This window comes from Streptomyces sp. NPDC014995 (assembly GCF_043080745.1).
Taxonomy (GTDB): Bacteria; Actinomycetota; Actinomycetes; order Streptomycetales; family Streptomycetaceae; genus Streptomyces.
The window spans coordinates 113873-125285 of sequence record NZ_JBIBVX010000009.1 but is presented as its reverse complement, the minus strand read 5'-3'; the positions used below and the strand labels follow the sequence as shown (position 1 = coordinate 125285).

Below are 11413 nucleotides of genomic sequence, written 5' to 3'. Positions count from 1 at the left end.
CCCCGTGAACAGCGAAGGCAGGCACGCCATGAGCACGCACCGGCGCAGGATCAGTGGCAGGAACAAGGCGATCGGCGGCGTGGTCGCCGCGGCCGTGGCCGGCGGTGGAGCCGTCCTGCTCACCGGCACCGCGCAGGCCGCCGGTGTGGGCGCCGCCTACACGAGGACCAGTGACTGGTCGACCGGCTACACCGCCCAGTACGTCGTCACGAACACCAGCGGGCGGGCGAAGGGAGACTGGACGCTGGAGTTCGACCTGCCGGCCGGGGCCGGGCTCGGCTCCCTCTGGAACGCCGAGTCGAGGGTGAGCGGGCAGCACATCACGGTGACGCCCCCGAAGTGGGACACCGACGGTCTCGCCCCCGGCGAGTCGGTCACCGTCGGCTTCGTCGTCAACGGCGCGGGTGATCCGGCCGGTTGCCGCGTCGACGGCGTCAAGTGCTCGGTGGACGACGGCGCGACGCCCGAGCCGAGCGGCCGCCCGACACAGACCACGACCCCGCCCTCCACCCCGCCCACCGCCCCGCCCGCCACTGCGAGCGCGCCCTCGACGGCGACCCCTTCCCAGAGCGCGAGCCCGACCACCCCCGCCTCGCCGAGCACCGGCACCCCCGCCCCGGCCGCCTTCGCGCCCTACGTCGACACCTCCCTCCACCCCGCCTTCGACCTCCTCGCGAGTGCGACCGCGACCGGGGTGAAGGACTACAACCTCGCCTTCGTCACCGACGGCGGCGGCTGCACGCCCAAGTGGGGCGGGGTCACCGACCTCGCGAGCGACGCGGTGGCCGCGCAGATCGGGGCCCTGCGTGCCCGGGGCGGTGACGTCCGGGTCTCGTTCGGCGGCGCGGCCGGCGCCGAGCTGGCCACGGCCTGCTCGTCGGCCGACGCGCTGGCGGCGGCGTACGCCAAGGTCGTGGACGCGTACGACCTCACCAAGGTCGACTTCGACGTCGAGGGCGGCGCGCTGCTGAACACGGCGGCGAACACCCGGCGTGCCCAGGCCATAGCGAAGCTCCAGCAGCGGCACCCGGCCCTGGACGTCTCCTTCACGCTCCCGGTGATGCCGGAGGGCCTGACCCAGGACGGCGTGAACCTGCTGGCCGACGCCAGGGCCAACGGCGTGCGGATCGCCACGGTCAACATCATGGCGATGGACTACGGCCCGGCGTACAGCGGCGACATGGGCACCTATGCCGAGCAGGCGGCCACCGCCACCCAGGCGCAGGTCAAGAGCGTCCTCGGGCTGAGCGACTCCGCCGCCTGGAAGACCGTGGCCGTCACGCCGATGATCGGTGTGAACGACGTCCCGTCCGAGATCTTCGCGGTCGAGGACGCCACCCAGCTGGTCGCGTTCGCGAAGGCCAAGGGGCTGGGCTGGCTGTCGATGTGGTCCGCGACCCGCGACAGGCAGTGCCCGGGCGGCGCGAAGCCCTCGGCGGACGCGACGTGCAGCTCCGTCGTTCAGGACGCGAACGCGTTCTCGAAGGCGTTCGCCGCTTTCCGGTGATCCCCGCTCGGACAGCCGTCCGAAAGGTCTCTTGATCGCCTCTCGTGTCACATCTGTCCCGGACCTCGCTCGCACCGGCGAAGCGGGCGAGGCCGTGTCGGTCACGTTTCGACAAATGAAGGCGACTGCTCTTGACGCATGACAGGACATGCGGCTGTGATGGCGCCACCGTGTTCGGTCAAGTTGATTTCTGGTCGTTTACGACCGGATTTCAGCCAGACCTCCGTGGCCGAACCCTGTTCCCCTGGAGCCGTTCATGCGCGACCTCTCCCCCTCCAGCCTCTCCCGCCTCGCCACGAGCCGCCGCACCCTGCTGCGCGGCATAGGCGGCGCCGCCGTCCTCGGCGCCGGCGTCCCCCTGCTGAGCGCCTGTGGCGGAAGCGGCACGGCCGCCGACCCGAAGACCGTCACCGTCGGCTCCAACGCGTCCGACGCGGTGCCGAAGAAGGCCTTCGCCGACATCTACGCGGCCTTCACGAAGCAGTCCGGGATCACGGTCGACGTGAACACCAAGGACCACAACACGTTCCAGGAGCAGATCAACTCCTACCTCCAGGGCACGCCCGATGACGTGTTCAACTGGTTCGCCGGCTACCGCATGCAGTTCTTCGCGGCCAAGGGCCTCGCCACCGCCGTCGACGACGTGTGGGAGAAGATCGGGGGCAACTTCCCCGACGCGATGAAGGCGCTCAGCAAGGGCGAGGACGGCAAGTACTACTTCGTGCCGCTGTACACGTACCCGTGGGCGATCTTCTACCGCAAGAGCGTCTTCCAGCAGTACGGCTACACCGTCCCCACCACCTGGGACCAGTTCGTCGCCCTGTGCAAGCAGATGCGGAAGGACAAGCTCGTCCCGATCGCGTTCGGCGACAAGGACGCCTGGCCCGCGCTCGGTACGTTCGACCAGATCAACTTCCGCACCAACGGCTACGACTTCCACGTCGAGCTGATGGCCGGCAAGGCCTCCTGGACCGACGCCAAGGTGCGCAAGGCCTTCGACCACTGGGCCGAGATCCTCCCCTACCACCAGGACGGCGCCGTCGGCCGCACCTGGCAGGACGCCGCCCAGACGCTCGTCTCCAAGAAGGCCGGCATGTACCTGCTGGGCACCTTCGTGGCGCAGCAGTTCACCAACCAGGCCGACGCGGACGACCTGGACTTCTTCGCCTTCCCGGAGATCGACCCGGCGTACGGCCAGGAGACCGTCGAGGCGCCGACCGACGGCTTCATGCTCTCCAAGGCCCCGAAGAACAAGGACGGCGCCTTCCAACTGCTGGAGTACCTGGGCACCCCGGAGGCCGAGGCGATCTACCTCAAGGCCGACCCGAGCGTCGTCGCCGCCTCCTCCAAGGCCGACACCTCCTCGTACACGCCGCTGCAGAAGAAGGCGTACGAGATGATCAGCGGCGCCAAGCACCTCACCCAGTTCATGGACCGTGACAGCCGGCCCGACTTCACCTCCACGGTGATGCAGCCCGCCCTGCAGAAGTTCATCCGTGACCCCAAGGGTGTCGACAGTCTGCTGGCGTCGATCGAGCGCCAGAAGAAGACGATCTTCGCGTCCTCCTGAGCGGGGATCCATGAGCGACAGCGGTATGACCACCGAATCCCCCGTGAAGTCCCGTGAGGCGGCCGCCGTGCCGCCTCCGGGCGCCGCATCCGCGAAGAAGCGGCGGGCTGCGCAGGGCCACCGGCGCCTGCTGACCCGCCGTGACCGGCTCACGCTCGGCCTGATGGCCGGGCTGCCGACGATCCTGCACGTGGCCCTCGTGTGGCTGACGGCGCTCGCCTCGATCGCGCTGGCCTTCACCACCTGGAACGGCATCGGCTTCGACTCGATCCAGTGGGTCGGCCTGGACAACTTCAAGGAGCTGTTCACCACCAACCCGCAGTTCTGGCCGGCCGTCGAGCACAACGTCGTCTGGTTCGTCGTCCTGATCCTGATCCCCACGCCGCTCGGTCTGTTCCTGGCCGTGCAGCTCGACAAGAACATCCGCTTCAGCCGGGTCTACCAGACGGCCTTCTTCCTCCCGGTCGTGGTGTCGATGGCCGTCATCGGCTTCGTCTGGCAGCTCGTCTACAACCCCGACACCGGCCTGATCAACAGCATCGTCGGGGCCAACGAGCCCGGCCACTACATCGACTGGATCGGCGACCCGGACCTCAACCTCTGGGCGATCCTCGTCGCCGCCTCCTGGCGGCACACCGGCTACATGATGATCCTCTACCTGGCCGGTCTCAAGAGCGTCGACCCGGCCCTGCGCGAGGCCTCCGCACTGGACGGCGCCAACGAGTGGCAGACGTTCAAAAGCGTCGTCTTCCCGACGCTGCGCCCGACCAACACGGTCGTCCTGGTCGTCACGATCATCGAGGCCCTGCGCGCCTTCGACCTGGTCTTCGTCTTCAACAAGGGCGCCGAGGGCACCGAGCTGCTGTCGATCCTGGTCACCAACAACATCATCGGCGAGTCCAGCCGGATCGGATACGGCTCCGCCATCGCCGTCGTCCTGCTCGTCATCTCGCTCGCCGTGATCATCCCGTACCTGATCGCGACCTTCCGGAAGGAGCGGCGCGCATGAGCACCGTGAGCGCGCTCGGGAAACAGCGCACCCCCGTCCGCCCCGCCCGGATCCTGCTCCACACCTTCCTCGCCGTGACGGCGCTGGCCTGGCTCGGCCCGCTGCTGTGGGCGATGTACGCGGCGATGCGGCCGTACGCCGAGACCAGCACCAAGGGCTACGTGTCCTGGCCCGACAAGCTGAGCCTCGACAACTTCATCAACGCCTTCCAGCAGTCGGACATGCTGCACTACTTCGGGAACACGCTGCTGGTGGCGATCCCGGCGGTGCTGCTGACGCTGTTCCTGTCCTCGATGGTCGCCTTCTACGTCAGCCGCTTCGACTTCCGCCTCAACCTGGCGCTGCTGCTGGTGTTCACCGCGGGCAACCTGCTCCCGCAGCAGGTCATCATCACGCCGCTGTACCGGCTGTACCTGCTGATCGACCTGCCCGGCATCACCATGAGCGGCAAGCTGTACGACTCCGCGCTCGGCCTGGTCCTCATCCACGTGGCGTTCCAGTCCGGCTTCTGCGCCTTCGTGCTCAGCAACTACATGCGCTCCCTGCCGCACGAGCTGACCGAGGCCGCGCTCGTCGACGGCGCCTCGGTGTGGCGCCTGTACTGGCAGATCGTGCTGCCGCTGTGCAAGCCCGCGATGGCGGCCCTGGCGACGCTGCTGTCCATCTGGATCTACAACGACTTCTTCTGGGCGATCGTGTTGATCTCCACCGGCGAGAACATGCCGATCACCTCGGCCCTGAACAACCTCTCCGGCCAGTACTTCACCGACCCCAACCTGGTCGCCGCCGGCGCCCTGCTCACCGCGATCCCCACGCTGATCGTGTACTTCGTGCTCCAGCGGCAGTTCGTCAGCGGCCTCACCCTCGGCGCCAACAAGGGCTGACACCCCTTTTTCCGTGAAAGAGACCCCCGTGCACCACCCCTTCACCCCGGTCGCCTCCGTCCCCGTGGACGTCCGCAACGCCCTCGTCCACGAGGAGGGCTGGCAGTCCTGGAGCCCCAGCGGCGCCTACCCCCTCGGCGCCCGCCCGTACCGCCCGGCCAACGACAACTGGGCGACCGTCTGCTACCGGCCGGGTGTCACCGTGCCGGCCGGGACCTTCCAGGGGGAGGGGCTGCTGGCAGTGGCTCCCAAGGGCGAGGACGGGCCGGTCGTCGTGTGCGCGGCGGTCGATCCGCTGAGTTCCGTCCCCTCCATCCGGCTGGAGGTGCGCGACGACCGCGCGGAGATCAGCGCCGACGGCAAGGTGGACTTCTACTCCTACCTGGGCCCCGGCGGCATCCAGGGCGCCCTCGCCGACTGGGCCGACAGCCTCGGCCTCGACGATCCCCGCCCGGCACCCACCGTCTGGTGCTCCTGGTACGAGTACTTCACCGCCGTCACCGAGGACGACATCCACGAGAACCTCCGCGCGATGGACACCCTCGACCTGCCCATCGACGTCGTCCAGATCGACGACGGCTACCAGAAGGCGCTCGGCGACTGGCTCACCCTCTCGGGCCGCTTCCGCTCCCGCGCCGACATCGCCGACGCCATCCGCGCCCGGGGCCGCCGGGCGGGCATCTGGACGGCCCCCTTCCTGGTCGACCCGGCGAGCGACCTGGCCGCCGAGCACCCGGACTGGCTGGTCCGCGACCCCGGCGGCGGCTTCGCGCACGCCGGCCGCAACTGGGGCCACGACCTGAACGTCCTGGACACCACCCACCCGGAGGCGGCGGCGTACCTGACGGACGTCTTCCGCACCCTGCGCGCCGAGGGCTACGACTACTTCAAGGCCGACTTCCTGTACGCGGGCGCCCTGGACGGCGTACGCCACGCGTCGGTGGACGCGCTGACGGCGTACCGCGCCGGCATCGGTCTGATCCGCGAGGCGATCGGCGCGGACGCCTACCTGCTGGGCTGCGGCGCGCCCCTGCTGCCCTCCATCGGCCTGTTCGACGCGATGCGGGTCAGCCCCGACACGGCCCCGCACCGCCGCCCCGAGGCCGACGACCACAGCCAGCCCGGCCAGGACAGCGCCGAGTTCACCGGCGTGGGCCGCCAGTGGCAGCACGGCCGCCTGTGGATCAACGACCCCGACTGTCTGATGGCCCGCCCGGCGGTGGAGACCCGCGAGCGCTGGGCGGCGCACGTCGAGGCGACGGGCGGCCTGATGGCCTCCAGCGACCGCCTGCTCTCCCTGGACCGGTGGGGCGTGGAGACGACCCGCCGCCTGCTGTCGGGAGCCGCCCGATGAGCCGCGAGCCGGGCGTCCCCGGCATCGCCCACGGCGGCGACTACAACCCCGAGCAGTGACCCGAGGAGGTGTGGGCCGAGGACACATCGACCACGGGGGAGCGGGAGCGCGGGTGCGGGTCGCCTGCGACGGGACCGAACTCCTCACCGGAAGGCCGCTGTCGGACGGCACGGTCACCGTCCCGCCGGGCGGGGTCGCGGTCGTCCGGCAGCCACGCCGGGCGTAGGGAACGAGGCCCTCTTGCCGCTGGGTTGAGGGCCTCTTACCCTGCTCTTCCCGCAGGTGTCACGCGTTGACGAGGGAGCGGCGTTGGCCGAGGAACCGTCCGACGAAGAGGTGTTGCAGGCCGTCGAGCGGTACCTGGCCCGCCACAGGATCACCACCCGCCTCTCCGTGCCCGGTGCGGCGTCCCTGGCGTGGCGGTCGGTGCTGGAGTGCCAGGTCCACCGCTCCATCGAGCGGCGGAAGGAGCGGCCGCAGCAGGCCAAGGGGCCCCGCGGCAGGAACAAGGACATCGCCGACCGTCCGTCCTACACCGACCTCGACGCGTACCCCGTCGAACCGCCCGCCGACCCCTCGCGCCCCCAGGTGGTCAGGCTCGTACGGGAGGGCTCGCTCGACGAGGTGGCGTGCGAGGGGTGCGTCGGCGGCAGGAAGGACTGCGACACGTGCGAGGGGCGCGGCGGGACCGACTGCCCCGCCTGGGTCGAGTGCGAGGTCTGCCGGGGCGGCCCCGACGCGTGCTGGGAGTGCGACGGCACCGGCACACCGCGCACGCGGCGGGCCCGGACGGCGACCCGGCCCCGCCGCGAGGGCGCGCCGGCGCGGGCCGCCAGGTGCAGACGCTGCGACGGCGCGGACGTGGCCTGCCCGAAATGCTCCGGCGAGTGGAAGTGGCGGTGCCCGACGTGCAAGGGGAAAGGGCTCGCCCCCTGCGACACGTGCAAGGGCGCCAAACGCGTCACGCACCGGGGGTGCGACGGCACCGGACGCCTCACCGTCTGGACCGAGGGCGTCATCACCCACACCCCCGACCTCGACCGGCTGGAGCCCGTCTACCCGCGCTTCAGCAGGCTGAAGACCGGGCAGTGGCGCACGGCCGAACTGACCAGCGCCACCGGCGAACTCCCGGACTTCCTGGAGGACGCCCACCTCAAACAGGTCACGCCCCTCCTGGCCGTCAAGGAACGGGAGGTCCGCCGCCGGGTCCGCCTCCGCTACCTCCCGCTCGCCCGGGTCCAGGCCTCCGCCGACCCGCACCACGTCTACTACGCCTTCCCCGCCCTCTCCGGCGACATCGAGGTCATCCGCCGCTTCAGCAGGCGCCGCCTCGTCGCCCTGGCATGGGCCGCCGTCGCGGTGGCCGTGGTCGCCGTCGTGGTGACCGTGACCGTCCTGCGGTGACTCGCCGGCCGGCCGCGGGCACGACCGTGTGTCACCCGGAGGCGGTGCGGGCCCGGCCGTCCGCGGCGCCGGCCGCCCCGCGACACCAGGGCGCGGCACGCCCCCACGACGTGCCGCGCCCCTCCCCGCTTCCCCGGGCCGGTCGGTCGGGTGATCAGGCGATCTCGAGCGCCGGCAGGGAGCCCGTCCGCGCCGCCTGGCCGTACCACAGGGCGCTCGACTTGGGGGTGCGGGCCAGCGTCGCGTAGTCCACGTAGACCGCGCCGAACCGCTTCTCGTAGCCGTACGCCCACTCGAAGTTGTCCAGCAGCGACCACAGGAAGTAGCCGCGGACGTCGGCGCCCTCCGCGATGGCGCGGCGCACCGCCCTGAGGTGGCCGTGCAGGTAGGCGATCCGCTCGGGGTCGTGGACGCGGCCGTCGGAGTCGGGCTTGTCGTCGTAGGCCGCGCCGTTCTCCGTGATGTACAGCGGCAGGCCCGGCGCCTCCTTCGTGTAACGCATGATCAGCTCGTGCAGGCCCGTCGGGTCGATCGTCCAGCCCATCTCGGTGCGCTCACCCGGCGTCTGGTGGAACGCGACGTCGTCCGCGCCCGGCCAGGGGGAGTGGTTGCTGGCGCCGTGCCCGTCGGCCCGCGGACCCTTCGGGTCGGCGTCCGCCGCGGAGACCAGGGTGGGCGTGTAGTAGTTCAGGCCCAGCGCGTCCAACGGCTGGTTGATCGCGCGCAGGTCGCCGTCGAGGACGTACGACCAGTCCGTCAGCGACGACGTCGCCGTCAGCAGGGTCTCCGGGTACGCGCCCCGCAGCAGCGGGCCGTGGAAGACGCCGTTGGCCAGGTCGTCGATCTTCCGGGCCGCCACCAGGTCCCCGGGCGTCTGCGACAGCGGCCGGACCACCGAGGAGTTGAGGCTGATCGCCACCGAGTTGCGGGCCGGCATCACCGACCGCAGGGCGGACGTGCCCAGACCGTGCGCCAGGTTCAGGTGGTGCGCCGCCCTCAGCGACGCCGCCGGGTCCGTACGGCCGGGCGCGTGCACGCCGGACGCGTACCCCAGGAACGCGCTGCACCACGGCTCGTTGAGCGTGATCCAGTGCTCCACGCGGTCGCCGAGCGCCTCCCCGACGATCTGCGCGTACTCGGCGAACCGGTACGCCGTGTCGCGCTCCGGCCAGCCGCCCGCGTCCTCCAACTCCTGCGGCAGGTCCCAGTGGTAGAGGGTGACGGCCGGCTTGATGCCCTTGGACAGCAGCTCGTCGACCAGACGGCGGTAGAAGTCCAGACCCACCTGGACCGCCGGGCCGCGCCCGGTCGGCTGGACCCGAGACCAGGAGATGGAGAAGCGGTACGCCGACAGGCCCAGCTCCGCCATCAGCGCCACGTCCTCGCGGTAGCGGTGGTAGTGGTCGACAGCGATGTCACCGGTCTCGCCGCCGGCGGTCTTGCCCGGCGTATGGCTGAAGGTGTCCCAGATCGACGGGGTGCGGCCGTCCTCCCGCACCGCCCCCTCGATCTGGTACGCGGACGTCGCGGCGCCCCAGAGGAAGGCGGGAGGAAAGGTCACCGGGTTCACCAGCTGTGCGGACTCAGTCATGGAAGCGCTCCCATGGGTGGTCGTCGAGGTCATCGAGACCGACGAAGGATGGGGGGAAGAGATGCGGGGGGTGCGAAAGGGGCCGAGGCGGCGGTGACCCGGCCCCCGAGAACGATGTCGCTGGGATCGCGGGGCGTCAGCCCCGTACGGCATGGGGCGTCAGCCCTTCACCGCGCCCTGCATGATGCCGCCCACGATCTGCTTGCCGAAGATCGCGAAGACCAGCAGCAGCGGCAGCGTGCCCAGCAGCGCGCCCGCCATGATCAGGGACTGGTCGGGCGTGTACCCGCGGCCGAGGCCCGCGACCGCCACCTGCACGGTCGGGTTGCCGGTCTGGCTCAGCACCAGGAACGGCCACAGGAAGTCGTTCCAGGTCTGGACGAACATCAGCATGCCGAGCACCGCCATCGCGGGGCGCGCCGCGGGGAACACCACGTGCCACACCACGCGCCAACTGCTCGCGCCGTCCACCCGGGCCGCCTCGATGATCTCGTCCGGCAGCGCCTGGATCAGGTACTGCCGCATGAAGAACACACCGAAGGCGCTCACCAGCGACGGCAGGATCACCGCCTGGAGCTGGTCGGTCCACTCCAGCTTGGCGACCATCATGTACAGCGGGATCACGCTCAGCTGCGGCGGCACCATCATCGTGCCGATCACGATCAGCATCATCGCGCCCCGGCCCCTGAACCGCAGCTTGGCGAAGGCGAACCCGGCGATCGTCGACAGGAAGACGATGGTCAGCGCCGAAGTCCCCGCCACGATCGTCGTGTTGACGAACGCCTTGCCCAGGTTGGCGTCGTTCCAGGCCACGTCCAGGTTGTGGAAGAGGTTCGAGCCGAACCAGAACGGCGGCGGCGTCTGCGCCAGCCGGTTGTTGTCGCGGGACGCGGCGATCGCCGTCCACACCAGCGGGAACAGCGAGCCGACGGTGAACAGGGCGAGGATCACGTACGCGATCGGCCCGGCGTGCATCTGGCCGCCGGCCCGCGCCGACTTCGGGCGGCGTACCCGGCGGGCCGTGGGAACGGCATCCCGCGGCTCGGGTTTCGTCAGGGTCGTCGTCACGGCCGTACTCCTTAACTACTGGCGCGCAGCCGGCGCGAGATGACGTAGTTGACGATGCCGATCACGATCAGGATCAGGAACATCGTCCAGGCGATCGCGGAGGCCCGGCCCAGGTGCTGGTTCACCCAGCCCTGCTCGTACAGGTACAGGCCCAGCGTCTGGAACTGGTGCTCCGCACCGCCCGAGGCGCCCTTGTTCGCGTCGAACAGCAGCGGCTCGCCGAACACCTGGCTCGCGCCGATCGTCGAGACGACCACCGTGAACAGGATCGTCGGCCGCAGCGACGGCAGCGTCACGTGGAAGAACTGCTGCCAGCGGCTGGCACCGTCCAGCGCCGCCGACTCGTACAGGTCCTGCGGGATCGCCTGCATCGCCGCCAGGTAGATCAGCGCGTTGTAGCCGGTCCACCGCCAGATGATGATCGTGGACACCGCGATCTGCGACGGCCACTTGTCGTTCTGCCAGTCGACCGGGTCGACCCCGGCCATGTCCAGCACCCAGTTGATCATGCCGTAGTCGCGCCCGAAGAGCAGCACGAAGACGAGCGAGGCGGCCGCGATCGACGTCGCGTAGGGGGCGAGCATCGCGACCCGGTAGAAGGTCGAGGCGCGCAGCTTGTAGTTGAGGATGTGGGCGAGCCCCATCGCCATCAGCAGCTGCGGCACGGTCGAGATGATCCCGATCGTGAGCGTGTTCTTCGCCGCGTTCCAGAAGAAGTCGTCGTCGAAGATCCGGGTGTAGTTGCGCAGCCCCACCCAATTCATGTCGGTGGGCGCGGTCATCTCCACCTGGTGCAGCGACGCCCAGCCCGTGTAGACCAGCGGGAACAGGCCGAAGGCGAGGAACAGCAGGAAGAACGGCGAGACGAAGGCGTACGGGCTCCAGCGGATGTCGCGCTGCCAGCGCCGGGAGAGCCGGGCCCGGCGCCGCTGCTCCGCATCCGTGGGGACGGCGGGCGGGCGGCCCGGGGCCGCGCCCCCCTCCTTGACGGGGGGCGCGGCGGTGTCGTGGCGGGTGGCCATACGG

10 protein-coding genes are annotated in these 11413 nt (G+C 70.4%); 7 read left to right on the top strand and 3 right to left on the bottom strand.

Annotated features, from left to right (window positions below):
• Positions 1–28: 28 nt before the first annotated feature.
• The 7 genes from ACF1A1_RS19530 to ACF1A1_RS19500 all read left to right on the top strand — a co-directional run bounded on the left by ACF1A1_RS19530 (position 29) and on the right by ACF1A1_RS19500 (position 7728).
• Positions 29–1507, top strand: a complete 1479-nt coding sequence (locus ACF1A1_RS19530) for a cellulose binding domain-containing protein (protein ID WP_392001307.1) — start codon at positions 29–31, stop codon at positions 1505–1507.
• A gap of 256 nt (positions 1508–1763) precedes the next feature.
• A complete protein-coding gene (locus tag ACF1A1_RS19525) occupies positions 1764–3077 on the top strand; it encodes an ABC transporter substrate-binding protein (protein ID WP_392001305.1) in 1314 nt (437 codons plus the stop codon).
• A 25-nt stretch (positions 3078–3102) separates the two neighbouring features.
• Positions 3103–4086: a carbohydrate ABC transporter permease gene (locus tag ACF1A1_RS19520; RefSeq protein ID WP_392001304.1), complete on the top strand. Its 984-nt coding sequence runs from the start codon at positions 3103–3105 to the stop codon at positions 4084–4086.
• Positions 4083–4970, top strand: a complete 888-nt coding sequence (locus ACF1A1_RS19515) for a carbohydrate ABC transporter permease (protein WP_392001302.1) — start codon at positions 4083–4085, stop codon at positions 4968–4970. The genes ACF1A1_RS19520 and ACF1A1_RS19515 overlap by 4 nt, the downstream gene beginning before the upstream one ends.
• Before the next feature lie 28 nt (positions 4971–4998).
• The gene (locus ACF1A1_RS19510; RefSeq protein ID WP_392001593.1) at positions 4999–6324 is read left to right on the top strand and encodes a glycoside hydrolase family 36 protein; all 1326 of its coding nucleotides are present in this window, start codon (positions 4999–5001) and stop codon (positions 6322–6324) included.
• Positions 6325–6394: 70 nt separating this feature from the next.
• A complete protein-coding gene (locus ACF1A1_RS19505; RefSeq protein WP_392001300.1) occupies positions 6395–6550 on the top strand; it encodes a Beta-galactosidase C-terminal domain in 156 nt (51 codons plus the stop codon).
• An 83-nt stretch (positions 6551–6633) separates the two neighbouring features.
• Positions 6634–7728 carry a hypothetical protein gene (locus ACF1A1_RS19500; RefSeq protein WP_392001298.1) on the top strand — a complete coding sequence of 365 codons (1095 nt, stop codon included), beginning with the start codon at positions 6634–6636 and terminating at the stop codon, positions 7726–7728.
• Positions 7729–7882: 154 nt separating this feature from the next.
• Here ACF1A1_RS19500 and ACF1A1_RS19495 read toward each other — a convergent pair whose 3' ends face one another.
• The 3 genes from ACF1A1_RS19495 to ACF1A1_RS19485 all read right to left on the bottom strand — a co-directional run bounded on the left by ACF1A1_RS19495 (position 7883) and on the right by ACF1A1_RS19485 (position 11409).
• Positions 7883–9319: a GH1 family beta-glucosidase gene (locus ACF1A1_RS19495; protein ID WP_392001296.1), complete on the bottom strand. Its 1437-nt coding sequence runs from the start codon at positions 9317–9319 to the stop codon at positions 7883–7885.
• A gap of 159 nt (positions 9320–9478) precedes the next feature.
• A complete protein-coding gene (locus ACF1A1_RS19490; protein WP_392001294.1) occupies positions 9479–10387 on the bottom strand; it encodes a carbohydrate ABC transporter permease in 909 nt (302 codons plus the stop codon).
• 11 nt (positions 10388–10398) lie between these two features.
• Positions 10399–11409 (bottom strand): carbohydrate ABC transporter permease, encoded by a 1011-nt coding sequence (locus ACF1A1_RS19485; protein WP_392001591.1) that lies wholly within the window; start codon positions 11407–11409, stop codon positions 10399–10401.
• Positions 11410–11413: the final 4 nt, after the last annotated feature.

Excerpts from the sequence above, each read along its gene's own strand:
- ACF1A1_RS19485 (WP_392001591.1), bottom strand. The coding sequence starts at position 11,409 with ATGGCCACCCGCCACGACACCGCCGCGCCCCCCGTCAAGGAGGGGGGC.
- ACF1A1_RS19525 (WP_392001305.1), top strand. The coding sequence starts at position 1,764 with ATGCGCGACCTCTCCCCCTCCAGCCTCTCCCGCCTCGCCACGAGCCGC.
- ACF1A1_RS19495 (WP_392001296.1), bottom strand. The coding sequence starts at position 9,319 with ATGACTGAGTCCGCACAGCTGGTGAACCCGGTGACCTTTCCTCCCGCC.
- ACF1A1_RS19530 (WP_392001307.1), top strand. The coding sequence starts at position 29 with ATGAGCACGCACCGGCGCAGGATCAGTGGCAGGAACAAGGCGATCGGC.
- ACF1A1_RS19515 (WP_392001302.1), top strand. The coding sequence starts at position 4,083 with ATGAGCACCGTGAGCGCGCTCGGGAAACAGCGCACCCCCGTCCGCCCC.
- ACF1A1_RS19520 (WP_392001304.1), top strand. The coding sequence starts at position 3,103 with ATGACCACCGAATCCCCCGTGAAGTCCCGTGAGGCGGCCGCCGTGCCG.